This is a genomic window from Propionibacterium ruminifibrarum (genome assembly GCF_900289195.1).
In the GTDB taxonomy this organism is placed as follows: Bacteria; Actinomycetota; Actinomycetes; order Propionibacteriales; family Propionibacteriaceae; genus Propionibacterium; species Propionibacterium ruminifibrarum.
On record NZ_OMOH01000003.1, the window covers coordinates 252,860 to 276,395 of the forward strand.

The window sequence follows — 23,536 nt, forward strand, 5'->3', positions numbered from 1 at the left end:
TGTAGGAATTTTCCTACACTCCATGTAGGATTTTTCCATGCCGGAGTACTCGTACCGCCCACGTGCCGTGGAGCAGGTCTTCGCCACGCGGGCCTCCCAGCAGGTGGCGATCCTCGAGGGGCGTCGTGCAGTGGGCAAGTCGAGCCTGGCCCGACACCTGGTCGAGGCGGGTACCTATGCGAGCTATCAGTCACTCACCGAACCCGATGTGCTCAGGAGCGCCGGAGCCGATCCCGGTCGGTGGGTCCGAACACTCGAACTCCCGGCGGTGATCGACGAGGCACAGCTCGTTCCCGGGGTGAGTCTTGCCGTGAAGGAGCTCGTCGACGAGTTGCCGCCGGGACACCACTTTCTCCTCACGGGTTCCGCCAGTGTGGGGCGCGGCACGATGGCGGGTTCGGATCCGCTCACCGGGAGGTCGGTACGGATCCGCTTGGACCCGTTCGCCGCGCTGGAACTCGGCGCTCACCCGGATCAGGCAGTGCCGTCGATCGTCGACATCCTGTTCGACGCCGAGTTCCATGGCGAGAGCGTTGGCATGAGTGAGCAGGCCGAGCTGTGCGCCGTGCTGCGTACCGGTGGGATTCCCGCCTACTGCCTGCCCGCTGTGCGGCTCACGCGCAGCGCCCTCAACGCCAGGGTGGCATCGGACAACCTGGCGATCCTCGGTGAACAGCTGCTGCCGGGCGAACGTCTCGACCCCGGTATCGCCCTGCGCGTCCTCGACTCGGTGCTGAGAATCCCCGCAGGCCAGCTCAACCGCACCCGGCTTGCGCAGGAGCTCGGCGTGAACCACCAGACGATCAGCCGCTACCTGGGCATTCTCGAACGCAGATTCATGATCACCGAACTGCCCAACATCAGGGCCGGGGCCTCCAAGGCCGGCCGGGCCGCGCCCAAGGTGCACGGCGTTGACTCGTCCCTGGCCTGCGAGGCACTGGGTCGCGCAGGACACGACGTCGAAACCAGTCCGGAACTGCTCGGCCAGACCTTGGAGACCTGGGTCTTCACCCAGATCAATGCGGCACGCGGCTGGTCGCGTCTACCCGCGGACATCTTCTACTGGCGTGACAACAAGACCCGGCGGGAAGTCGACATCGTCCTGGTCGATGGGCAAGGCCGAAGGGTCGGGGTCGAGGTGAAACTGGCCACCTCGGTCTCGTCCGCCGACCTGAAGGGGCTGCGTGCCATGGCCGATCCCAGTCATGGCGGCCTGCACCGCGGGTTCGTCGTGTACACGGGCAGTCGTTGTCACCGGCTCGACGAGACCACTTGGGCGCTTCCGCTGGCGGTGCTGCGCTCGCAGGACGCACTGCGCCGCATCGTGGCCACGGACGATCCGGCTCAGGAGACGCAGCCGGTACGAGCGTCGATTCACCATCCGAGAGGTACGGCCATGGTCAATGATGGAGCGAACCGGGTACAGGCGGCGGGACACGATGCCGCGGAGACGATCTTCCTCAGCTATGTGCACGCCGACGATGATGTCCTGGACGGCGGCATCACCGAGTTCGCCCGCCAGGTCAAGCAGGCGACCGAGTTCAACCTGGGGCGCCCGATCGAACTCGTCATCGACCGCGACGTGCTGGGCTGGGGCGCCGACTGGAAGAAGACCCTGCAGGAACAGGTGGCGCGCACGACGTTCCTGCTCGCCATGGTGACACCCGGCTACGTCAGATCGCCGGCCTGCCAGGAGGAGTTCACCTTCTTCGCAGCGAGAGGCGCGGCCCAGGAGTACGACGGGCTGCTCACCCTGCTGGTGAGGGACCCGCGATGGGACGCCCCGGACATCGTCGACAACCCGGTGTGTCAGGAGATTCACGAGACGATCGACAGCCGCCAGTGGCTCGAACAGCCTCTTGAGGACCTGGCGGTCGGCACGCCCGAGTTCAAGAAAGCAGCCAGGGCCGTAGCCGAGGCCCTGACCCAGCGCATCATCGACCTTGAGCGGCGTGTCCCGAGAACCGAAGCACGCGGCCTGGCGGACAACGACGATGACGGTGACGGCCTGGTTGAGATCATGGACAGGCTGCAAGACGAGTACTTCCCGGATCTGACCGCCCAGACAGACCGCTTCACTGCGGCGTTGAGTGATTTCGGCATCAGGTTCGCGCGGGAGATGAACCGGATTCCATCGGGGGGCCTACCCACCGCGAAGACCCTTGTCTTGGTGGCCCACAACTGCGAAGGGCCCCGTGAAGAACTCGATGCGGCGGCGGACGAGTTGAGTCGGGCCTGGAAACAGACCAGCGATGGGCTCTCCAGGGCTGTCTCGCGCCTTCGCGAGCTGGATCAGAAGGACCAGGTCGAACAGATGAAGCAGGAACTCACCAGTATCACGTCGGGGCTCGATGCCGGTTCCCTGGACGAGATGCAGACGATGGTGAACCAGATGGGGCTGCTCTCGGCATCGCTGAAACCGACGGGCCGGACGCTGTCGAAGGCTCTCTCGATCATGACGTCGATCAGGGGCTCTGCGGAGGCCTGGGTCGAACAGCTGTGACTCCCGGCTCGGGGATCCGGTCGACCGGGGCCGTTCGGTGCGACATGTCCTCGAACAGCTCCCGCACTCGGACGAAGTCGGCGCGCACGTCCACCTCCTCGCGGACGCCACCGTCGGCCAGGTGAATGAGCCTGTCGCAGGCCGCTGCGATCAGTTCCAGGTCGTGGGTGATGACCAGCACCACCCGGTCGGCCGCGAGACGGCGCAGCAGGGCCGCGACGCGCTGCACGGCGTCGCGGTCGAGGCCGCTCGTCGGCTCGTCGAGGACGACGAGCCGTTTGCCGCCGGCCATGGCCGTGGCCACCGCCAGTCGCTGCTTCTGGCCGCCGGACAGTGTCGCCGGGTGTCGAGGGCCCAGGCCGGCCAGGTCGAGCCCGTCCAGCAGCCCGGCCACGTCGACGTCCTGCGGCCGGGCCAGCCCGAAGGTCACCTCAGCGTCGACGGTCTCGGCGAACATCTGCTGTTCGACGTGCTGGAAGACCATCGCGGCGTGGCGCGGCAGGACGCGCCGCGAGACCGGGGCGCCCTCGACGAGGATCCGCCCGGCATCGGTGCGGACCAGCCCGCACAGCGCTCGGCCGAGCGTCGTCTTCCCCGCGCCGTTGGCTCCGGTGAGGGCGACCACCTCGCCCGGGCACAACCGAACGTCCACGCCGGCGAGCACCTGCCGTCCGCCGCGCCGCACCGACAGGCCGGCGGCCCGCAGCCATGGCCGCCCCGGACCGCCATGGCCGCGGGGCGGTGGGGGAGCGGGTCGGATACCGCCCGCCGAACGGGCCCGCAGGCCCATGGCCGTGACGTCCGCATCGCTGAGTTCCGCGAACTCGTCGGAGTCCAGGACCCGGTCGACCCGGCCGCCGGACAGGACGCAGTAGCGATCGGCCAGCCCGGCGAGCCAGGAGAGCCGGTGCTCGGCGACCAGGACCGCGCAGCCGGCGGCCTTGGCCCTGGCCACGCAGTCACGCAGGTCACGCACCGCTCCCGGATCGAGATTGCCCGTCGGCTCGTCGAGTACGAGGGTCCCCGGTCGCATCGCCCACGCCGAGGCGAAGACCACTCGCTGCAGCTGACCGCCCGAGAGTTCGAACAGACTGCGCCCCGCCAGCCCGCGCAGCCCCAGCTCGTCGATGACCTCACCGGCGCGTGCCCGCATCCGCTCGGCCGGCCATCCGGCGCTCTCCATGCCGAAGGCGATCTCGCTCGTCGTGTCGGTGGTGAAGAACTGGGTGGTCGGGTTCTGAAAGACCGAGCCGACCCGTTCGGCGAGCTGCCACGACGTCAGCTGCGCGACGTCCTGGCCGTCGAGGAGCACCCGGCCGCTCAGCGTCCCGGGGAAGAACGACGGGGCCAGCCCGTTCGCCAGACGGGTGATCGTCGTCTTCCCGCAGCCCGATCGCCCGCACACGACGAGCACCTCACCGGGGCCGACCGTCAGCGTGATGTCACGCACCCCTGCGCCACCCTCGTGGCCCGTGCCGTGGTGCGCATAGCTGAAACAGGCGTCGCGGAACTCGATCATGCGTTCACCCGCAGCACGATGGCGAGCACGAGGACAACGATCCCCGGGGCCGTGGCGAGAACGTCGACCCTGCCGAAACCGATGGGCGTGCAGCAGGTACGGCGCGCCGGGTTCTCGATGCCACGCGCCACGGCCGCCATCGACAGCTCGTCGGCCGCCGTCGAGGCGCTCATCAGTAGCGGAACGTAGACGCACTCGATGGTCCGCACCGGATGGCGCACCAGGGTGATCGGGCCGGGGCCGATGCCCCGCAGTCGCATCGCGTCCCGGATCGACGCCCAGTCCGCACGCACCGTCGGCGCATAGCGCAGCATGATGGCCAGTGGGACCACCACCTGACGGGGCAGCCGCAGCGCGTTCAGCGCGCTCATGAACTCGCCGACCGGTGTCGTCGACACGGTGACCGCGGCGACGAGGCCGCACGGCAGCACCGTGCGCATCAGGGCGCCGAAGGAACCGAGCATGGTCCGCAGCGCCACGTGGTCGAGGCGGGGTACGCCCTGCAACGCGGCCATCATCGCCGCGTACCCTGCCAACCCGACCAGCCCCATCCTCGGGCGGCGCAGCACCAGTGCGAATACCGCTGCCGCGCCCATGACGACGAGATCGAACCACACCGCCGGGCTGAGTGCCGTCGCGGCGGCCACGGCCAGCAGGACGAACAGTTTGCTGCGCGGATCGGCCGACCCGGTGCGCCGTGCGCCCGGCCCGGGCGGCTCGTCCGCTCTCCCGGATCGGACGCTCACCTGGCCGTCACTCCCGCCTTCTCGAACTGGCGTCGCAGGAGGCGGCGGCCGAGCAGGCCGCTGATGAGTGCGCAGCCGAGAATGCTCGCGATCATCGCCGGGAACATCCACCCGACCCCGGTGGCGAGCATCGTGTCCATGTAGGCCTGTTCGGTGCCCCTGCCGACGAGATAGGCGGCGTACGAGTCGGGGCTGAGCCACAGCATCGCGTACGAGCCGAGCGGGTTGAGGCTGAACAGCATGAAACTGAGCAGGTTCAGCCCCTGGCTGCGAAAGCCACCGGCCCCCGCGACGAGATCGCCGACGAACCCTGCGACGACGTAGGTGACGGCCCAGCCCCAGTACATGCCGGTGACGAACATGATCAGGCCGAGGACGGCGCCGACGATGACGACCGGCCCGTGCTTGGGCACCTTGGCGATGAGCAGCAGGTAGACCGGGCCCGTCAGCAGGGCCACGGCCGCGGGCATGGCGAAGGTGAGCACGGGGTTGGGGGCGAGCAGGGCGCCGCCGGCCATGGTGAAGAACAGCATGAGGGCGGCGAAGACGCCACACGTGATGAGATCCCTGGCCGTGAGTCGTCCGGCGGTGCTCGCGGCGGGCGCAGTGCGGGAGGTCAACATGTCCGCTCCTTGATTGAGGTGAGGCTAAACTGATCCGGTCGGGTCAGCCTAGGAACGCCCCGCCCCGCCGGTCGGGTCGGGGCGGCGACCGGTGTCCGAACCGATCACGGGCGCGTCCCATCACCACAACGGGCAGGAACAGGAGGGGCGACGGTGGCGTTCTTCCAGCGCTCCCAGGTGGGTCAGAGCGGCTTCGTGCCCACCGGCGCACCCGGCTTCGGCCCGGGCTGGGAGAGCTTCACCGCCGACAACCGGCGCCTGCGGGGCCTGTTCCACTCCTTCGCCCCCGACGACGCCGAATGGGCGATCACCATCCATGACTTCGCCCTCACCCGAGACAGCAGACTGCGGTTCGAGCTGCCCCACTATCTGACGGCGTGCTGGTTCGAGTCGATCGCGGGCCGTCAGCTCACCCCGCGCCGGCCGCTGCGCGCCAACAGCATCTGGGGTCACTGGACCGGCGACGGCCTGTGGGAGGGCATCGTCCGCGGCGCCGTCCCGATCCGCGCGGTGTCCATCGAGGTGAGTCCCACGTTCTCGGCCCGCTTCCTCGATGCCGAGTACCCCGGACAGTTCCGTGACGTGGCCGACGCCTTCCGCTGCCTGGGGCTGGAGGACGACTTCCCCGACCTGAAGAACCTGCTCGCCGAGCTGTGGCCACAGCCGCACGACGCCCCGCGCGGTCGCCTCCACTACGAGGCGAAGGTCCTCGAGGCGATGGGCATGATCGTCGAGCACACCCGCGGGGCCGCGCAGGGGACCCGGCTGCGCAGGGCGGACGTGGAGACCCTGCACGCCGTCGTCGCCTACATCGACGAACACCTCGACCGGCAGCTGCGCATCGACGAGTTGTCCCGGATGGCCTGCATGAGCCCCACCAAGTTCAAGGCCGACTTCCGCGCCGCCAATGGGTGCACGGTGGGGCAGTACATCCAGGCGAGCCGGATGAGCCGGGCCGAGGTGCTGCTCAGACATTCGGACATGACGATCGGACAGGTCGGACGTCAGGTCGGCTACCACTGCGCGAGCCGCTTCTCGCAGCTCTTCAAACGCGAGAAGGGCATGCTGCCGAGCGAGTTCCGGCGTGCCCGGACGCAACCAGGAGCCCCCTGACAAGGAAGAACACTCGCCGAGAAGTGACCGGCGAGCCTGCGGCGAGGCGGCTCTGAGCGCTGCGGCCGCGGCCTGCGGCAGCTCTTGACCAGCGGTCTAGCGTCACGAGAAACCGTCCCGGCCCGGTGGGCCCCGGGAGGGTCCGTCAACAGGCTTGGAGCGTGGTCAGGTGGGGTTCTGGGAGCTGGTTCGCCCCGTGCGGGGGCAGGTGGTGGCGGGAACAGCCCTGCAGGGGCTCGGCGCACTCGCCGCCCTGGTGCCGATGGCCGCGATCGTCGAACTGTCCGGGGTGCTCATCGCCGGTGGTGCGGGGTCGACGGCCTGGCGCTGGCTGCTGGTGGCGGTCGGCGGCGTCATCGCCCGCATGGCGCTCACCGGCGCCGGCGCCGTCGTCCTGCATTTCGCCGACTCGGCGCTCGCCGCCGATCTGCGACTGCGACTTTCGGCCCAGCTGTCCCGCATACCGGTGGGCCAGGCCCGCTCCGTCGGCTCGGGGCGGCTGCTGAAACTCGTCTCGGACGACGTGGCGGCGCTCCACACGCTCGTCGCCCACGCATCCGGAGACACGGTCGTCGCCGTCGTCACCGCCGTCGGCGCATTCGGCCTGCTGGCCCGATACGCCTGGCCGCTGGCCCTGGTGGCGCTCGTTCCGGTCCTCGGTTTCCTCGGGGTGTTCGGCGCCATGATGGGCAGGGCCGTGTCCCAGTTCGACCAGTACGACGAGGCCCGGGGCCGGTTGAACGCCGCGACCACCGAGTTCACCCGAGGCGTCTACGTGGTCAAGACCTTCGGGCGTGCCGGGCACGCCTCGGAGCAGTACGCCCGGGCGGTCGACGACTACGCGAGGTTCTACGGTCGGTGGATGGGGCCGATGATCACGAGTTCGGCCCTGGGCCTGGCGATCGTCTCCGCCCCCAGCGTGCTCGCCGTCATGGGCCTGAGCGCCCTGGCGATGGTCCGGGCCGGCCGTGTCGACGTCACCGGGGCGGTGGCGGGCCTGGTCCTCGGTATCGGCCTGGCCATCCCGCTGACCCAGATGGACGGCTACAGCGTCAAGCTCAGGGCGGCCCGCGAGGCCGCTGCGCGGATCGGGGCCTTCCTGGCGGCCGAACCCCTGCCCGTCGACACCGACCCGGTGCCTGCCGAGTGGGGCGAGGGGGGCGATGTGGAACTGCGCGAGGCGCGTCTTCGGTACGAGCCCGGTGCCCCCGAGGCGGTGTCCGGCGTCAGCCTGCACATCCTGCCCGGCACGGTGACGGCCCTCGTCGGCCCCTCCGGCGCCGGGAAATCGAGCTGCGCCGGTCTCATCCCCCGGTTCTGGGACCCCACCGGCGGCCGGGTGCTCCTCGCCGGCACCGACCTGAGGCGGTACCGCGTCGAGGACCTGCACCGCCACGTCGACTTCGTCCTGCAGGACGGGCGGCTCCTGCCGCTGAGCCTGGCCGAGAACATCTCTCTCGGCAGGCCCGGCGCCGGTCAGCAGCAGGTCGAGGACGCGGCCCGCCGCGCCGGGATCCACCAGCGAATCTGCGAGCTGCCCCGCGGTTATGACTCGGTGCCCGGCGTCGACGCCCTGCTGTCGGGCGGCGAGAGCCAGCGGGTGGCAGTCGCCAGGGTGCTGCTCGCCGGGGCGCCGGTCCTGCTGCTCGACGAGGCGACCTCGTACGCCGACCCGGAGAACGAGGTACTGCTGCAGCAGGCCCTCTCCACCGCCGCGCGGGGCCGCACCGTCCTCGTCATCGCCCACCGTCTGGCTGCCGTTCAGGACGTGGACAGCATCGTCGTCCTGGACGAGGGCCGGGTGGCCCAGCAGGGCACTCATGACGAACTGCTGGACCGGGACGGGCTCTACCGGCGGCTCTGGCGGATGCAGGGGGCCGGGTCTGCGGACCCGCTGTCCGGCCCCGGCGACGGGCAGGAGACGACACGATGATCCGCACCATCAGCGCTCTCGTGCGCCTGGCCGGTACCGGGGCCCGTCCGCGCCGCTATCTCGTGCTCGTCATCGCCTACGGTCTCGCCCAGGGCCTGGCCCTCGTCTCGCTCGTGGCGTTCATCGACGCCCTCGTACGTTCCGACTGGGGACAGGCCCGGGTGAGGGCCGTCGTGCTGCTCGCCCTGGCCGTCGTCTCGGCCGTCCTGTGCTACCTGCAGGCACGCGCCGGGTATGCCATCTCGCTCGCCATCATGCGGGCTCTCCAGCACCGCATCGGCGACCACGCGGCACGCCTGCCGCTCGGCTGGTTCGGACGCTCGCGGCCGGGTGAACTCGTCCAGCTCGCGACGGCAGGCGCCGAGACGGTCGGATCCACCACCGCCCACCTCGTCGAGCCGATGCTCTCGGCGGTCATCGCCCCCGCGGTCGTCGTCGTGGGGCTGGTCTTCTGGGACTGGCGGGTGGCCCTGGCCGGCGCCGTGTTCGTTCCACTCGTCGGCGTCATCGGGCGTCTCGTGCCGCGACTGAACGCCCGCGCCGATGCGCTGCTCGACGAGGCGGCCTCCGAGGTCAACGGCGCGGTCATCGACTTCGCGCTCGACCAGCCGCTGCTTCGCTCGACCGGGCGAATGGTCGGTTCCTATCCGCCGCTGGACGAGGCGCTGGACGATTACGCGCGTGCCCACCGGAACAACCTGTGGCGCACCCTGCCGGGGCTGCTCGTCAACTCGGTCGCCGTCCAGGCCTGGCTCGTCCTGCTGCTGGCCGTGACACTCGCCCAGGCGCTCGGCGGGGCCCTGTCGGTGCCGGCGGCGATCGGCCTGCTCGTCGTCTCGGCCCGCTTCGTCGATCCCCTCGCCCAGCTGTCCGAGTACGCCACGGCGCTGCGAGCCTCGGCCGACGCGCTGGGCCGCAGCCAGTCGTTCCTGGCGACGCCGGTGCTGCCCGAACCGGTCGTTCCCGCCGCGCCCGACGCGTCGGCCGGGATGTCTGTCGTGCTCGACGACGTCGCCTTCGGTTACGCCGATGACGGCCCGCGCGTTCTGTCGGGCGTCGACCTGGTGGCCCGGCCCGGCACGATGACCGCTCTCGTGGGCCCCTCCGGCGCGGGGAAGACGACGATCCTGCGTCTGATCGCCCGCTTCTGGGACGTGACCGGCGGTTCGGTGCGCATCGGCGGCGTCGATGTCCGTGACCTCGGCTCGGAGACGGTGATCGACCAGGTGTCCATCGTCTTCCAGGACGTCTACCTGTTCGAGGGGTCGATCCGCGACAACGTGCGGCAGGGTCGCCCCGGGGCCGGCGACGAGGAGATCCGGCGGGCCATGGCCGCCGCGCGGGTCCTCGAGATCGGCGAGCGGCTGCCGGACGGTCTCGACACCCAGGTGGGGGAGGGCGGCGCCAGGCTGTCCGGTGGCGAACGCCAGCGGGTCTCCATCGCCCGAGCCCTGCTCAAGGACGCGCCGATCGTCCTGCTGGACGAGGCGACGGCCTCCGTCGACGCCGAGAACGAGGTGGCCCTGGTGGAGGCCTTCCGGGCGCTGGTCAGGGACCGCACCGTCATCGTCATCGCCCACCGGCTCGAGACCATCGCCGGAGCCGACCAGATCTGCTTCCTCGAGGCCGGGCGGGTCGTCGAGCGTGGCCGGCACGACGAACTACTCGCGGCAGAAGGCCGTTACGCGGCCTTCTGGCGGGCCAAGACCCGGGCGTCCTCGTGGCGGCTCGGGGCGCCGTGACGCTCGCCGGCCGACGGCGAGCGCCGGCCACCATGGTGTGCCCGGCCCGTCCATGCAGCGGCCACGCGCCCGCTTTCAGGCGGGTCGCCGGGGGTGTCGCAGGGCCCGCCCGCGCGGTGTCCACGGCCGCCGAGGATTTTCGCCGACGGCCCGGGGACGGGTAGACTCATGCCGTTGCCGTCGGGGGCTCGGCCGTCGGGTCGCCGTCCCCGGTGAGGAAGACATCGGGTCAAGGCCCAAGACAACGAAAGGTCCACAGTGGGTTCGGTCATCAAGAAGCGTCGCAAGCGCATGGCTAAGAAGAAGCACCGCAAGCTTCTCAAGAAGACACGTATTCAGCGCCGCCGCGCCGGCAAGTAAGTGGTCTTCTGACTCCCACTGCACCGGGCCGGTCCCGCGTGACCAGCTCATCACATGCCTGCCGGGGCGTTGTTCGTGCGCCCGATTGCATGAGAGGGGCCCGCAATGAGCCAGCCAATGAATCAGGACAGCAGAGGCACCGATGACGAGCCCGAGCGTGCAGGCATCGCCGGTCGCGTCATCTTCGCCGGCGCCCTGCCGAACGCGGTCCACCAGCTGACCCTGTCCTGCCTGCGTGCCGTCGAGCGCGCGGACGTGCTCATCACGAGCACGATTCTTCACGAGGCCCTCCAGGACGCCGACGTCGTCACCAAGCCCGGCTGCCGGCTCGTCCTCGACACGAACCGGCCGGTCGAACTGGAGCAGAGGCACGCCGCCGAGGGCCGCACCGTGGTGCGCCTGGTCGAGGGCGACCCCCTGTTCGAGGGCGGCATCGCCGACGAGGCCAGCGCCTGCTCCCTGGCGGGCCACGCCATCGAGATCCTGCCGGGCGTTCCGACACTCACCGCCGCGGCCGGATTCGCCGGCGTGCAGCTGGGCAACTGCCCGGCCCGCCTGGTGCTCGTCAGCCCCGGCGACGAGCAGGTCCAGCTTCCCGCGCTCGGCGAACTCGCCGTGCGATGCGAGCTGCGCCAGGTTCCGGCCGTCGCCCGAGCCGCGCTCGATGCGGGCAGGAACGACCGTGAGCGGACCCTGCTGACCCTGGCAGGCGGCACCTTCCGCCAGGAGACCCGCTCCGGCGCCCTCAACGACTTCACCAAGGTGGCCGTTCCGGACGAGGACGGCGAGCAGCCGGTCTACCTGTTCATCGGTGACGGGCTGGCCGAGCGGAAACCGGGCCTGGACTGGTTCGAGACCCAGCCGCTGTTCGGATGGCGGGTCCTGGTGCCCAGGACGCGCCAGGACTGCAGCGAGCTCATCGAGCGGCTGGCGTCCTACGGGGCGACCGCCGAGGAGGTGGCGACCATCGCCGTCGAGCCGCCCCGCAACCCGGCCCAGCTCGACAAGGCCCTGCGTGGCCTGGTCGACGGGCGCTACGAGTGGATCATCTTCACCAGCCGCCACGCCGTCAACGCCGTCTTCGAGAAGATCAGCCAGTACGGCCTCGACTCGCGGGCCCTGTCCGGCCTGCGCATCGCGGCCGTCGGCCAGGACACCACCGAGGCGCTCACCAGCCACGGCGTCGTCCCCGACCTGCACCCCACCGATGTGCGCACCGTCGCCGGCCTCGCCGCGGCCTTCCCCGCCTTCGACGACGTGCTCGACCCGATCAACAAGGTCTTCATCCCCCGCGCCGACATCGCCACCGAACCGCTGTCGGCCGGCCTCACCGAGCTGGGCTGGGACGTCGACGACGTCATCGCCTACCGCACGGTGCGCGCCGCCCCGCCGCCGGCCCCGGTGCGGGAGGCCATCAAGACGGGCCACTTCGACGCCGTGGCCTTCACGTCCAGCACCACCGTGCGCAACATGGTCGGTATCGCCGGCAAACCGCACAACCTCTCCGTCATCGGGGCCATCGGCCCGGCCACCGCGGACACCTGCGGCGAGCACGGCATCCGCGTCGACACCGTCGCCGCCTACCCGGGCCAGGTGCAGCTCGCCGACGCCCTGGCCGCCTTCGCCACCAGGCGCGCCGAGGAACTGCGGGCCGCCGGCAAACCGGTCGTGCGGCCCTCCCAGCGCCGCCGACGACGCAGCGCCCGCTGAACGAACGTCCCAGCCCGGGCGCGCGTCCTCCGCGCAGAAGACCTGTGCCGGCCCGCGAGGCGGCCCGAGAAGACCCGAGGAGCAGCCATGAGCGACCCGACCGTCGTCCACGTCATGCGGCACGGCGAGGTGCACAACCCCGACGGCATCCTGTACGAGCGCCTGCCGGGCTTCCGGCTGTCGGCCAACGGCCTGGCCATGGCCGAGGCGGTCGCCGAGTCCTTCGCCGAGGTGCCGCTGACGCACCTGCGCACCAGCCCGCTGCAGCGCGCCGTGGAGACCATCGCCCCCTTCGCCGCGACCCGCCCCGAACTCGAGGTCGTCACCGACGAACGCCTCATCGAGGCCGGCAACCGCTTCGTCGGGCAGGTCTTCGGCAAGCACCACGCGGCCCTGAAGAAGCCCCGCAACTGGCCGATGATGCTCAACCCGTTCAAACCCAGCTGGGGCGAGCCGTTCACCGAGATCGCGGCCCGCATGCGGGCCGCCCTCGTCGACGCCGCCAGGGCGGCCGGCCCCGGCGGGCAGGCGCTCGTCGTCTCGCACCAGTCGCCGATCTGGACCGTCCGCCGCGCCCTCGAGGGCAAACGGCCGGCGCACCTGCCGGGCACCCGCAGCTGCGCGCTGGCCTCGGTCACCAGCTTCAGCTTCGAGGGCGACCGTTGCGTCGCCATCACCTACTCCGAACCCGCCGCCCACCTGTTCGGCGCCGACGCGAACGCCGCGTTCAGCTCCGGGGACTGAGCGGCGCTCCGCGGGCCGAACCGCGCCCGCGCTCAGGCGTAGCGCCTCGCCACGGCAACCGTCTCGGCGCCGTACGGGCCGCCGAAGAGGAAGGCGTGGATGATGAGCATGTGGAGCTGGTGCAGCCCCACCCTTTCGCGCCAGCCGTCGGCGAGCGGGGAGACCTCGTCGTAGCCGGCGACGATCCGCTCCAGGTGCCGCTGACCGAAGACGCCGAGCGCCGCCAGGTCGGTCTCGGCGTGCGCCCCCTGGGCGAGCGGGTCGATGAGGACGCCGACGACGTCCCCGCGCAGCTGCTCCCCGGTGCCGCTGGCCGGCCCCAGCCCCGCCCGCGCGGGCGCCCAGTCGAGGCTCTCGGGGCGCGGCACCCACAGGACGTTGCCGGTCCACAGGTCCCCGTGGGTGCGGGCGACCGCGACCCGGTCGCCTCGCTCGCGGGCCGCCCGGGCCACCAGCTCCGGCTGGTCCGCGTCGAAGTCCCCGTCGCGCAGCCGCGCGCACACCCGCTCGATGACGGCGACGCCGGCGGCGCTCAGCGCCCCGCGGTCGCGGCAGGGCCGCAGGTAGGGGGCGAGGCGGTCGTCGGCGAAGAACTCGCCCCACCGGCGCGGCTCGGTGCCCTCCGGCTCGGGCTCGCAGGGCCGGATCCGTACGTCAGAGTTGCCCATCCGGGTGCGACCGTCCCAGCCGGGCGGGGCGACGCCGAAGGCCGGGGCGCCCGCGGCGTGGGTGACGGCGAGGGCACGCCCGAAGGCCTCCGCGGCATCGGCGGTCACCGAGCCGGAGGGCAGGCGGGGCTCTTCGAGCCAGCCCGGGCCGCTGGTCACCGGGACCACATGGGCGCCGCCGCCGGCCATCGGCTCGGCGAGCCAGGCCAGGCCCAGCGCCTCCAGGCCAGTCGCGCCGGGGTAGTCGTCCTGCTTGCGGATCGTCGGGTTCGTCCTGCTCATGACAGCATCCTTCCACGCGGCCGGCCCTCCGCCGGGTCACGGCAGCGCCGGGCAGGCCCCGCCGGACGCGGCCGGCCGGGGGAGCGGCGACCGGCGCCCCGATGATGGACGTCCCGGCGAGGACGGCCGCGCAGCTGTGCGACCATGGGGCCGAGAACCCACCCGGCAGGAGAGACACGTGAGTACACCCCAGCAGCCGACTCCCGAGGAACGTTTCGAGCGGGCCGTCAAGGGCCTGAGTGAGCTGCCCCCGACCGGCGCCGTCACCTTCCGCGGCATCACGAGCCCCCAGGGCACCGCGTTCGGTGCCGTGGTGACCCGGGGCATCACCGCAACCAGCCGAGACCTCGTCGTCGCCACCGCCGGGCTGACCAGCCCGGGCCTCGCAGTCGTCATCGGACACACCGGGCGGGACGTTGCGCCGGTGTCCGCGGTCCGGGAGGCCCAGGAGGTGGCGCTGCTGCCCGGCACGGTGCTGTCCGTGGGCCGGTTCATCCAGGTCGCCGGGATCGACGTCGAGGTGATCGAGGAACTCACCCGCACCGAGGACGGCCGGTGGGCGACCAGCCTCGCCAACGAGGCGATCGAGGGCCTGGCGAGCGTGGTCGCCACCACCCTCGCCAACGCCCAGGGCGTCCCGTGCCCCGTCGATGTCGACTACTGCCGGCGGTTCGCCGCCCCGCTCGCCTGATTCCTGGTGGGTGATGACCCGTCTGCCCTCAACGCGGGGCTCAATCCTGCGGTTCTCGTGTGTCATTCCACGAGAGCCGCAGGACCAATCCGCTGGGCGGCCCAGGACGCCGGCCGTCTCCGAGGCGGGTCGTCCGCTCGGGTCTCACCGCTGGTCCGTGCAAGGATATGGGGCATGGCCCAAGAGCACTTCGACATCTGCATCATCGGTTCAGGGTCGGGCAACTCGATCATCGACGAACAGTTCGACGACAAGGCGATCGCCCTCGTCGACCGCGGTGTCGGCGAGGACCTGTGGTTCGGCGGAACCTGCCTGAACGCGGGGTGCATCCCCACGAAGATGATGGCGGCGCCCGCCACCATGGCCGCCACCGGCGAGCACGCCGGGCGGCTGAACGTGGACCTGCACGTGGACGGCGTCGACTTCGCCGCGCTCCAGCAGCGCGTCTTCGGCCGGACGAACGGCATCTCGCAGGCCGGGCTGGCCTGGCGCGAGTCCAACGAGAACGTCACCGTGCTGCGCGAGGCCGCCGCCTTCGTCGACGAGCACACCCTCCAGGTGGGCCGCCAGACGATCACCGCGGCCCAGTTCGTCATCGCCGCTGGGTCACGCACCCGGGTGCTGGACGTCCCGGGCCTGGACGACCCCGACCTGGCCGGCATGGTCCACACATCCGAGACGATCCTGCGCATCAAGCAACTGCCCGGGCGCCTGGTCATCGTCGGAGGCGGCGTCGAGGCCCTCGAGTTCGGCCACATCTTCACCTCCTTCGGATCCCGGGTCACGCTGGTCAACCGCTCCGACCGGCTGCTGCGCAAGATCGACGAGGAACTCGCCCGGCGCGCCACCGAACTGGCCGCCCAGCGCTTCTCGGTGCGCCTCAACCAGGAACTCTCCTCCGTCGAGCCGGCCAAACGCGGCGGCCTGCTGCTGCGCTTCACCGACCCCTCCGGCACCGAGTACCGCTACAACGCCGACGCCCTGCTCCTCGTCCCCGGCAGGGTGCCCAACGGCGACCAGCTCAACGTGACGGCCGCCGGCGTCGACGTCGACGCGGCGGGTTTCGTCGTCACCGACGAGTACCAGCGCACCAGCCGGCCGCACATCTGGGCCCTCGGCGACGTCTGCGACCCCCACATGCTCAAGCACGTGGCAAACGCCGAGGCCCGCACCGTGCAGCACAACCTGCTGCACCCCGACGAGCCGGTCACCCGCCCGACGGTGCCGGTGCCGCAGGCCGTCTTCACCCAGCCCCCGATCATGGTCGTCGGCGCCACCGAGCAGGCGCTGCGCGAGGCCGGAACCGACTACGTCAAGGTCGTCCAGCCCTACGCCACGGTCGCCTACGGGTGGGCCCTCGAGGACGAGACGGGCTTCGTGAAACTGCTCGTCGACCCGGCCACCGGCATGCTGCTGGGCGCCGGCGTCATCGGCCCCGAGGCCCCCGACCTCGGCCAGCTGCTCGTGACCGCGATGAGTTTCGGCATCGACGTCGGCACGATGGCCCGCGGACAGTACTGGGCCCACCCCGAACTCGCCGAGGTCGTCGAGAACGCCCTGCTGTCGGCGGCCGCCGAGTGCGACAGGCGCGCGGAACAGGAGGGGCGCTCATGAGTGACAGGATCAGCGCGCACCGCCCCGCACCACGCCGCGGGCGCCCCCGCGGCGTCACCGGCATCGTCGGGGCGACGCTGCTGGCCATGGCCGTCGCAGGCTGCTCGATGGGCCCCTGGGGTTCCGGCAGCGGACCGTCCCAGCCCTCCTCGACAGCCGGTTCGTCCGGCCCCGCCTCCAGCAGGCCCCGGTCGTCGACGGGCGAGCAAGGCCCGGACTCGCCCGTGGGGGCCTGCGCGGACGCGGCCGCCGGGATGAGCCTGTCCGCCCAGGTTCAGACGCTCTACATGGGCGCCGTCACGCAGAGCAGCCCCGGCGCCGGCGCCAACGAGCTGGGCCAGCAGATGGTGGGCTCGGTGATCCTCGTCGCCAGCCCCACCTCGATGAGCGCTGCCAAGAACCTCACCGACGCCCTGCACAGGCAGGACCCGGAGGCCCTCATCGCGGTCGACCAGGAGGGCGGCGAGGTGGCGCACCTGAGCGGCAACGGGTTCACCCCGATCCCGTCGGCCGCCGAACAGGCCGCGCTGCCCGTCGAGCAGATCACCGAGAACTGGACCACCTGGGCCGGTGAGCTCGGGCAGGCCGGCATCAACTACGACCTCGCGCCCGTCGCCGACGTCGTCGCCCCCGAGATGACCGCCAGGAACCAGCCGATCGGTCTGCTCGGCCGCGGCTACGGGCAGACGCCCAAGGACGTCACCGCCAACGCGGGCGCGGCCCTCACCGGAATGCGCAACGCGAACATCCTCACGAGCATCAAGCACTTCCCGGGCCTGGGCGACGTCACCGAGAACACCGACTTCGCCGTGGCCATCGACACCACGACCACCACCGACAGCGACACGGTCAAGGTGTTCGCCGACCTGGCGGGAAACGCCGACTCGGTCATGGTCAGCTCGGCGATCTACCAGCAGATCGACCCCGACAACCCGGCGGTCTTCTCGTCCACGATCGTCACCGGAATGCTGCGCGAGCAGCTCGGCTACCAGGGCGTCATCATCTCCGACGACCTCGGCTCCGCGGTGGCGCTCGAGAGCTACGAGGTCGCCGAGCGCGGCACGCTCTTCCTGCGGGCCGGCGGCGACCTGGCGCTCGACGTCGACCCGTCCACCGTCAACGACATGGTGCGCAACACGCTCGACGCCGCCCAGTCCGACGAGGAGTTCGCCGCCCAGATCACCGACAAGGCGGCGCGCGTGCTGGCCCTGAAGGAGCAGGCCGGCGTCTACAGCTGCAGCGGCTGACCGGGCCCCGGGCGGCCCAGCGCGGTACCGACGGCCGGCGGGTTCACGGGCCCGCGGCCCGATCGTGCCGGGCGGCCGGACGCCCCGCCGTCTGTTCCCGTGGGCGGGTGTCCTCACGGGTGATGCCGGAGGACGGGGCGAGTTCCCGCACCGTGGGCCGGGGCCGCGGGTCCTCTCCAGCCCCGTCGAGCCAGTCGCAGCATCCTCGTCCCCGTGGGCCGGGGCCGCGGTTGTGGCTCAATCGTGTCCACCTGGTTCCCCTCCCCGTCCCCGTGGGCCAGGGTTGTGGCCCGCCAACCCGCCGGGCTGCCACTCGTGAGTCCCGGTGGGCCGGGGGTTCTGCGCCTCTCGTGCGGCTGCTAACGTTCACCGTGACACGGGGTGCCTAAGGCTGAGATCACACCCGTTGAACCTGTCCAGTTAGTACTGACGAAGGGATGTCGCATGGCTGCTCACGCGACCGCACGCACCGTTCTCGACCGGCTGAGGGCCTCCACCCCTCTCATCGGATGCATCACCAACTCGGTCGTCACCAATTTCACCGCCAACGTCCTGCTCGCCCTCGGGGCCGCCCCGGCCATGGTCGACATCGCCGGCGAGACCGGGCCGTTCGCCGCCGCCGCCGACGGCCAGCTCATCAACGTCGGCACCCCCACCCCCGAGCAGCGCCTCGCATCCGTCGAGGCCGCCGACGCCGCGAACCGGGCAGGCACCCCATGGGTCCTCGACCCGGTGGCCATCGGCACGCTCGTGCACCGCACGGCCCTGGCCCACGAACTGGTCGCCAGACGCCCCGCCTGCGTGCGCGGCAACGCCTCGGAGATCATCGCGCTGGCCGGCTCGGGCGGCGGGGGCCGGGGCGTGGAGAGCGCCGACGACGTCGACTCCGCGCTCGACGCGGCCCGCTCCCTCGCCGAGCGCTTCGGCGCCGTCGTGGCCGTCTCCGGCCCGTCCGACGCCATCGTCACGGGCGACCGCGTGACACGCGTCGGCGGCGGCTCGGCGATGCTCACCCTCGTCACCGGCGGCGGCTGCGCCCTCGGCGCCGTCATCGCGGCCTTCCTCGCGGCGGGCCGTGCCGCGGGCGTCAGCGACGCCGACGCGGTCGTGTCCTGCCATGTCGCGTACTCGGCCGCCGCCGAGATCGCCGCCGAGAACTCCTCCGGCCCCGGCTCCTTCCAGCCGGCCTTCCTCGACGCCCTCCACCACCTGGACGGCTCCGACCTCGAGCGGATCGGGCTGTCATGAGACCCGCACCCGATCTGAGGCTGTACCTGGTCACCGACGAGCCCCAGTGCGCCTCGGCCGGGCGCAGCGTCCTGCAGACGGTCGTCGCGGCCGTCGACGGCGGCGTCACCTGCGTGCAGCTGAGGGCCAAGGACACCGACGGCGGGCCGTTCCTCGCCCAGGTGCTCGAGGTCAGCCGCGCCGTCGGCGACCGCGTGCCCGTCATCGTCAACGACCGGGTCGACGTCTTCCTGGCCGCCCGCGAACTCGGAGCCGCCGTGGCCGGCGTCCACATCGGCCAGTCCGACCTGCCCGCGCCCCTCGTCCGCGCCCTCATCGGCGACGACGCATTCCTCGGCCTGTCGGCCAGCACCGACTCCGAGATCATCGCGGCGCAGGCCGAGGGCGCCTGCGACCACCTCGGCATCGGGGCGGTGCACGACACCGCGACGAAGACCGACGCGCCGGGCGGGCTCGGCGTCGCCGGCGTGGCCCGGGCCGCGTCCCTCGTCGGGCTGCCCGCCGTGGCCATCGGCGGGGTCAAGGTGCCCGACATGGCCCCGCTGGCCGCCGCCGGCCTGGACGGCGGGGCCGTCGTCTCTGCGATCTGCTGCGCGCCCGACCCCCGCCGGGCCGCCGCCGAACTGCTCGCCGCCTGGACGGATGGCCTGCGATGATCGTCACCGCGCTGTCCATCGCCGGTTCCGACCCCAGCGGCGGGGCCGGCATCCAGGCCGACCTGAAGTCCTTCAGCGCCAACGGCGCCTACGGCATGTGCGTCCTCACCTCGCTGCCAGCCCAGTCCACCCTCGGCGTGCGGAGCGTCTTCGTGGTGCCCGTCGACGTCGTCCGCGACCAGCTCGACACCCTGCTCGACGACATCACCCCGGACGCCACCAAGATCGGCATGCTCGCCACCGCCGAACTCGCCCGGGCCGTCGGGCGGTACCTGCCGCGGCTGACCAGCACGGTCCTCGACCCGGTCATGGTCGCCACCAGCGGCGACCGGCTGCTGGACGCCGACGCCGTCGACGAGGTGCGCCGCCTGTGCACCATGGTCGACCTCATCACCCCGAACCTGCCGGAGGCCGCGGTCCTGCTCGGGCGCCAGCCGGCCACCAGTGTCGACGAACTCGTCGAGCAGGCCGTGGCCCTGCGCGGTCTCGGCGTGCGCCGGGTCCTCGTCAAGGGCGGGCACCTCGACCGGGACGCCACCGACGTCTACGTCGACGAGGACGGCCCGGTCCTGCTGCGCGGGCGACGCATCGACACCGCCAACACGCACGGCACCGGCTGCACGCTGTCCTCGGCCATCGCCGCGCTGCGGCCCCGCTGCGACAGCTGGCCGGAGGCCGTGCGGCAGGCGAAGGAGTACCTGACGGCCGCCCTCGCCGCCGCCGACGAGCTGCGGATCGGCCACGGCCACGGCCCCGTCCACCACTTCCACGCGTACTGGCCGAGGGAGGACGACCGTGAGCTTCACTGACGACCTGTGGCGGTGGACCGGACCGATCCGCGCGGCGATCGACGAGCTGCCCTTCGTCAGGGCCCTTGCGGACGGCACCCTGCCGCGTGAACGTTTCGACTACTACATGGGCCAGGACGCGCTCTACCTGGGTCAGTACGCCCGCGCCCTGGCGGGGGCCGCCGCCCTGGCCGACGATCCCGCGGAACTCGTCTTCTGGGCCGAGGGCGCCCGCGACTCGATCGTCGTGGAGCGGGCCCTGCACGCCCAGTACGTCGATGTCGGATCCGGCGCCGAGCCCTCGCCCACCTGCCGGGCCTACACGTCGTTCCTGCTCGCACAGTCCGCCCGCGGCGAGTACGGGGTGCTGGCGGCCGCGGTGCTGCCGTGCTTCTGGATCTACCAGGACGTGGGCGCGCGACTCATCGCCACGGCCGGTGACCTGGCCTTGCACCCCTACGGCGACTGGATCGGCACCTACGCCGACCCGGCCTTCGCCGAGCAGACCCTGAGGGTGCGCGGCATCGTCGACCGGCTCGCCGGGCAGGGCGACGAGTCGCTGCGCGGTCGCATGGCCGCGGCCTACGAGCAGGCCAGCAGGTACGAGTGGATGTTCTGGGACGCCGCGTGGCGCATGGAGGGCTGGCCGGGTCCGGTCCGGGTCAGCCGAGCCGGCCGGTGATGTAGTCCTCGGTCTGCTGGTGGCGGGGATTCGAGAAGAGTGTCGCGGTGTCGTCGTACTCCACCAGGCGGCCGGGGGTGCCGGGCCCGTCGGTGCTGAAGAACGCCGTGCGCTCACTGACCCGGGCCGCCTGACGCATGTTGTGAGTGACGATGACCACCGTGCGGTCCTCGCGCAGTCGCCCGATGAGTTCCTCGATGGTCTGGGTCGAGATGGGGTCGAGTGCCGAGCAGGGCTCGTCCAGCAGCAGCACCTCGGGTTCGACCGCGACGGCGCGGGCTATGCAGAGGCGGCGTTGCTGGCCGCCGGACAGGCCGGTGGCGGGCTCGTCCAGCCGCTCCCGGACCTCCTCCCACAGATTCGTGCCGCGCAGGCACGTCTCGACCACGGTGTCCGCCTCGGCCCGGCCGAGACGGCGGTTGGTCAGGTGGACCCCGGCCAGCACGTTGTCGCGGATCGACATGGTGGGGAAGGGGTTCGGCTGCTGGTAGACCATCCCGACGGTGCGGCGCACCCGCACCGGGTCGACCATGCGGCCGTAGATGTTGGTGCCGTCGAGCAGGACACGCCCCTCGACGCGGGCGTTCGGTATGACCTCGAGCATGCGGTTCATGGCGCGCAGCATCGTCGACTTGCCGCAGCCCGACGGCCCGATGAAGGCCGTCACCGAGCGCGGCTCGATCGTCATGCTCACGTCCTGCACGGCCGTCAGGGCGCCGTAGCGGGCGCTCAGATGCCTCAGTTCAACGCGACGGGCCATCATTGCTCCTCACGGGTTGTTCCTCGGGCCGTGCCGGGCAGGGATGACCCGGCCGGCCAGTTCCAGGGCGACGACGATGACGACCAGCCACGCCACACCAGCCCACAGCCCATCGGCGCCGGACGCGAACCGGTCGACGATCCAGCCCGGCAGGCTGCCCGGCGTTGGCCCGGGGGCCGAGCCGGACACGACGAGCATGAGCGAGGCCGCGCCGACCGCCCGGGAGAGCGCCAGAACGACGGCCTGCACCAGGCCGGCCGACGCCGTCGCCAGCTGGACGCGCAGGATGACCGACCACGTGGCCGCCCCTAGCGCCAGCGCCTGCTCGCGCAGCGCGGGAGGCACGAGATCGAGCATCTGGGTGGCGCCCCGCACGATGTAGGGGATCATGAGCGCGCACAGCGCGACGCCGGCGGCCGCACGCCCGGGCACCTGGGCCGGGCCGGCCAGCAGACCGAAGAACGCCAGGGCGCCCAGGCCCGCGGTGAGCGGGGGGACGCTGACCGCGGCGTCCGCCAGGGAGGCGACGACGCGGGCGCCGCGCCGGCCCGCGTACTCGGTCGACCACACGGCGCAGGCCAGTCCGACGGGCACCGAGACGACGGTCGCGGCGGCGATGGTCGCCAGGGTCCCGCCCACTGCCGTCAGCACCGGGGCCGAGGAGAACACCGCGGGGGAGGCCACGGCGCCCAGAACCGCACGGACGAGCAGTGAGACCAGGGGCAGCACCGTCAGCGCGAACGCCACCGCGCACAGGTCGCGGCAGCCGGTGTCCGCCGCGCTGCGCGACCCCTCGACGGCCCAGACGACGAGCAGGTGGGCGAGCAGATAGGCGAAGGCCCAGCCGACGAGCGTTCCGGTCAGGCCGGCGGCACCTGCCAGGGCCTCGAGCAGGACGACGACGAGCAGGCATGCGGGAGCCAGCACGGCGCCGGACCAGCCCGGCAGCCGACCACCCGCGAGCGGGGCGCCGACGCCCCTGCCCGCGGAGTCCGGGCGCCCGGCCCGCTCCCGGCGCGGCCGCCCCCGGGGGCGCCGGGCGGTCAGCGCCCGGGCGGCCAGGCCGACCGCGAGGACGGCGAACGCGACGGCGAACGCTGCGAGTGCGAACGGTCCGAGGCCGCCGCCAGAGAGCAGGAGACGCCACAGCCCCGAGCGCGAACCGTCCCCGGGCCAGGTCAGGCGGTCGGGGCGGACACCGCCGAACAGGGCCGCCAGGGTGAGCGCCTCGGACAGTGCGCGGGACAGCGCGAGGGCCGCCGTCGAGCGCAGGGTCCGCGCCGAGAAGGGCAGGACGACCTGGCGGACCATCTCCCAGCGGGTGGCGCCGAGAGCCAGGGAGGCCTCCATCCGCCCGAACGGCACCTGGGCGAAGACCCCGTGACTCAGTGAGGCGATCGTCGGGACGATGGCGGCCATCAGCACCAGGCCGGCGAGGACGGCCCGGTCGACGTCCCCGCCGGCCGGGTTGACGAGCCCCTGCGCCAGGAGCAGGTAGGCGACCGCCGGGACCGCCGCCAGCAGGTCGATGACCGTCCCGAGGGCACGCCGGGCCCGGCGCGGCGCGAACCGGGCCGCGAACAGCGCGGCCCCGACACCGACCGGCAGGCCTGCCGCAACGGCGGCGGTCGCGGCGCAGAGCGTCCACGCCAGTAACCGGCCCAGCCCCTCGCCCGGGCCCCCCGGCGCCGTGGCCGACTGGCATGCCAGGACGGCGATGAGCGCCACCGGGATGAGAACGGCCGCCCCGGTTCCGGCGCGGGCCAGGGCGCGCGCGGCCCGGTCACCCGTGCTGCGCGCGCCGGGCGGCACGACCAGCCGGCCGGCGGGCGCCGCCGGGGGCGGCTGCGTTGCATTACTCATCGTGCTGGGTCCTCGGGTCGGTGGCGGGCGCGACGTGCCCGCCG

Annotated in this window: 20 protein-coding genes and 1 riboswitch; of the genes, 14 read left to right on the top strand and 6 right to left on the bottom strand. The window is 72.1% G+C overall.

The features are described 5' to 3' along the window. The first annotated feature begins 37 nt into the window (after positions 1-37). Positions 38-2,503 carry a DUF4143 domain-containing protein gene (locus PROPJV5_RS04840; protein WP_119715205.1) on the top strand — a complete coding sequence of 822 codons (2,466 nt, stop codon included), beginning with the start codon at positions 38-40 and terminating at the stop codon, positions 2,501-2,503. On the opposite strand, the gene PROPJV5_RS04845 is transcribed toward PROPJV5_RS04840, so the two are convergent. Genes PROPJV5_RS04845 through PROPJV5_RS04855 form a run of 3 tightly spaced genes read right to left on the bottom strand, consistent with a single transcriptional unit; the run spans position 2,466 to position 5,391 of the window. After that, complete coding sequence (locus tag PROPJV5_RS04845) at positions 2,466-4,022, bottom strand: ABC transporter ATP-binding protein (protein WP_119715206.1); 1,557 nt, start codon at positions 4,020-4,022, stop codon at positions 2,466-2,468. The two genes, PROPJV5_RS04840 and PROPJV5_RS04845, sit on opposite strands and share 38 nt — an antisense overlap. Next, a complete protein-coding gene (locus PROPJV5_RS04850) occupies positions 4,019-4,768 on the bottom strand; it encodes an energy-coupling factor transporter transmembrane component T (RefSeq protein ID WP_119715207.1) in 750 nt (249 codons plus the stop codon). Before PROPJV5_RS04850 ends, PROPJV5_RS04845 begins: the two co-directional genes overlap by 4 nt. Then, a complete protein-coding gene (locus PROPJV5_RS04855; RefSeq protein WP_119715208.1) occupies positions 4,765-5,391 on the bottom strand; it encodes an MptD family putative ECF transporter S component in 627 nt (208 codons plus the stop codon). The genes PROPJV5_RS04850 and PROPJV5_RS04855 overlap by 4 nt, the downstream gene beginning before the upstream one ends. 153 nt (positions 5,392-5,544) lie before the next feature. On the opposite strand from PROPJV5_RS04855, the gene PROPJV5_RS04860 reads away from it, so the two are divergent. From PROPJV5_RS04860 to PROPJV5_RS04885, 6 genes are all read left to right on the top strand, one after another. After that, positions 5,545-6,504 (top strand): helix-turn-helix domain-containing protein, encoded by a 960-nt coding sequence (locus tag PROPJV5_RS04860; protein ID WP_119715209.1) that lies wholly within the window; start codon positions 5,545-5,547, stop codon positions 6,502-6,504. A gap of 169 nt (positions 6,505-6,673) precedes the next feature. Further along, positions 6,674-8,437, top strand: a complete 1,764-nt coding sequence (locus PROPJV5_RS04865; protein WP_147385351.1) for an ABC transporter ATP-binding protein — start codon at positions 6,674-6,676, stop codon at positions 8,435-8,437. Next, positions 8,434-10,179, top strand: coding sequence for an ABC transporter ATP-binding protein (locus tag PROPJV5_RS04870; RefSeq protein WP_119715211.1), 1,746 nt, complete (start codon positions 8,434-8,436; stop codon positions 10,177-10,179). The genes PROPJV5_RS04865 and PROPJV5_RS04870 overlap by 4 nt, the downstream gene beginning before the upstream one ends. Before the next feature lie 258 nt (positions 10,180-10,437). Continuing rightward, positions 10,438-10,539 carry a 30S ribosomal protein bS22 gene (locus tag PROPJV5_RS04875; protein WP_002550589.1) on the top strand — a complete coding sequence of 34 codons (102 nt, stop codon included), beginning with the start codon at positions 10,438-10,440 and terminating at the stop codon, positions 10,537-10,539. A 117-nt stretch (positions 10,540-10,656) separates the two neighbouring features. Continuing rightward, the gene (locus PROPJV5_RS04880) at positions 10,657-12,249 is read left to right on the top strand and encodes a uroporphyrinogen-III synthase (RefSeq protein ID WP_119715212.1); all 1,593 of its coding nucleotides are present in this window, start codon (positions 10,657-10,659) and stop codon (positions 12,247-12,249) included. Between the two features lie 87 nt (positions 12,250-12,336). After that, entirely contained in the window at positions 12,337-12,993 is a 657-nt protein-coding gene (locus tag PROPJV5_RS04885; RefSeq protein WP_119715213.1) for a histidine phosphatase family protein, read from the top strand. A 32-nt stretch (positions 12,994-13,025) separates the two neighbouring features. On the opposite strand, the gene PROPJV5_RS04890 is transcribed toward PROPJV5_RS04885, so the two are convergent. After that, entirely contained in the window at positions 13,026-13,943 is a 918-nt protein-coding gene (locus PROPJV5_RS04890) for a fructosamine kinase family protein (RefSeq protein ID WP_119715214.1), read from the bottom strand. Positions 13,944-14,121: 178 nt separating this feature from the next. Between PROPJV5_RS04890 and PROPJV5_RS04895 the strand changes: the two genes are divergently transcribed. The 7 genes from PROPJV5_RS04895 (at position 14,122) to PROPJV5_RS04925 (ending at position 20,869) form a co-directional block, all read left to right on the top strand. Further along, positions 14,122-14,634, top strand: coding sequence for a hypothetical protein (locus PROPJV5_RS04895; RefSeq protein WP_119715215.1), 513 nt, complete (start codon positions 14,122-14,124; stop codon positions 14,632-14,634). A 174-nt stretch (positions 14,635-14,808) separates the two neighbouring features. Next, complete coding sequence (locus tag PROPJV5_RS04900; protein WP_119715216.1) at positions 14,809-16,248, top strand: mycothione reductase; 1,440 nt, start codon at positions 14,809-14,811, stop codon at positions 16,246-16,248. Continuing rightward, complete coding sequence (locus tag PROPJV5_RS04905; protein WP_119715217.1) at positions 16,245-17,495, top strand: glycoside hydrolase family 3 N-terminal domain-containing protein; 1,251 nt, start codon at positions 16,245-16,247, stop codon at positions 17,493-17,495. Before PROPJV5_RS04900 ends, PROPJV5_RS04905 begins: the two co-directional genes overlap by 4 nt. Positions 17,496-17,862: 367 nt before the next feature. Next, a riboswitch (TPP riboswitch) is annotated at positions 17,863-17,950 on the top strand. After that, a complete protein-coding gene (gene thiM / locus PROPJV5_RS04910) occupies positions 17,940-18,743 on the top strand; it encodes a hydroxyethylthiazole kinase (protein WP_119715218.1) in 804 nt (267 codons plus the stop codon). (Overlaps the previous riboswitch by 11 nt.) Further along, the gene (gene thiE, locus PROPJV5_RS04915) at positions 18,740-19,399 is read left to right on the top strand and encodes a thiamine phosphate synthase (RefSeq protein ID WP_119715219.1); all 660 of its coding nucleotides are present in this window, start codon (positions 18,740-18,742) and stop codon (positions 19,397-19,399) included. The genes thiM and thiE overlap by 4 nt, the downstream gene beginning before the upstream one ends. Beyond that, the gene (gene thiD / locus PROPJV5_RS04920; protein ID WP_119715220.1) at positions 19,396-20,208 is read left to right on the top strand and encodes a bifunctional hydroxymethylpyrimidine kinase/phosphomethylpyrimidine kinase; all 813 of its coding nucleotides are present in this window, start codon (positions 19,396-19,398) and stop codon (positions 20,206-20,208) included. The genes thiE and thiD overlap by 4 nt, the downstream gene beginning before the upstream one ends. Further along, positions 20,195-20,869 (top strand): TenA family protein, encoded by a 675-nt coding sequence (locus tag PROPJV5_RS04925; RefSeq protein ID WP_182858577.1) that lies wholly within the window; start codon positions 20,195-20,197, stop codon positions 20,867-20,869. Before thiD ends, PROPJV5_RS04925 begins: the two co-directional genes overlap by 14 nt. Here the strand turns inward: PROPJV5_RS04925 and PROPJV5_RS04930 are convergent. Together PROPJV5_RS04930 and PROPJV5_RS04935 are read right to left on the bottom strand one after the other, a co-directional pair. Beyond that, the gene (locus PROPJV5_RS04930) at positions 20,850-21,629 is read right to left on the bottom strand and encodes a phosphate ABC transporter ATP-binding protein (RefSeq protein ID WP_119715221.1); all 780 of its coding nucleotides are present in this window, start codon (positions 21,627-21,629) and stop codon (positions 20,850-20,852) included. The two genes, PROPJV5_RS04925 and PROPJV5_RS04930, sit on opposite strands and share 20 nt — an antisense overlap. A gap of 9 nt (positions 21,630-21,638) precedes the next feature. Further along, entirely contained in the window at positions 21,639-23,492 is a 1,854-nt protein-coding gene (locus PROPJV5_RS04935; protein WP_119715222.1) for an ABC transporter permease subunit, read from the bottom strand. Positions 23,493-23,536 lie beyond the last annotated feature (44 nt).

Excerpts from the sequence above, each read along its gene's own strand:
- PROPJV5_RS04840 (WP_119715205.1), top strand. The coding sequence starts at position 38 with ATGCCGGAGTACTCGTACCGCCCACGTGCCGTGGAGCAGGTCTTCGCC.
- PROPJV5_RS04900 (WP_119715216.1), top strand. The coding sequence starts at position 14,809 with ATGGCCCAAGAGCACTTCGACATCTGCATCATCGGTTCAGGGTCGGGC.
- PROPJV5_RS04880 (WP_119715212.1), top strand. The coding sequence starts at position 10,657 with ATGAATCAGGACAGCAGAGGCACCGATGACGAGCCCGAGCGTGCAGGC.
- PROPJV5_RS04930 (WP_119715221.1), bottom strand. The coding sequence starts at position 21,629 with ATGGCCCGTCGCGTTGAACTGAGGCATCTGAGCGCCCGCTACGGCGCC.
- thiD (WP_119715220.1), top strand. The coding sequence starts at position 19,396 with ATGATCGTCACCGCGCTGTCCATCGCCGGTTCCGACCCCAGCGGCGGG.
- PROPJV5_RS04885 (WP_119715213.1), top strand. The coding sequence starts at position 12,337 with ATGAGCGACCCGACCGTCGTCCACGTCATGCGGCACGGCGAGGTGCAC.
- PROPJV5_RS04855 (WP_119715208.1), bottom strand. The coding sequence starts at position 5,391 with ATGTTGACCTCCCGCACTGCGCCCGCCGCGAGCACCGCCGGACGACTC.
- PROPJV5_RS04870 (WP_119715211.1), top strand. The coding sequence starts at position 8,434 with ATGATCCGCACCATCAGCGCTCTCGTGCGCCTGGCCGGTACCGGGGCC.
- PROPJV5_RS04935 (WP_119715222.1), bottom strand. The coding sequence starts at position 23,492 with ATGAGTAATGCAACGCAGCCGCCCCCGGCGGCGCCCGCCGGCCGGCTG.
- PROPJV5_RS04905 (WP_119715217.1), top strand. The coding sequence starts at position 16,245 with ATGAGTGACAGGATCAGCGCGCACCGCCCCGCACCACGCCGCGGGCGC.
- thiE (WP_119715219.1), top strand. The coding sequence starts at position 18,740 with ATGAGACCCGCACCCGATCTGAGGCTGTACCTGGTCACCGACGAGCCC.
- PROPJV5_RS04890 (WP_119715214.1), bottom strand. The coding sequence starts at position 13,943 with ATGAGCAGGACGAACCCGACGATCCGCAAGCAGGACGACTACCCCGGC.
- PROPJV5_RS04845 (WP_119715206.1), bottom strand. The coding sequence starts at position 4,022 with ATGATCGAGTTCCGCGACGCCTGTTTCAGCTATGCGCACCACGGCACG.
- thiM (WP_119715218.1), top strand. The coding sequence starts at position 17,940 with ATGGCTGCTCACGCGACCGCACGCACCGTTCTCGACCGGCTGAGGGCC.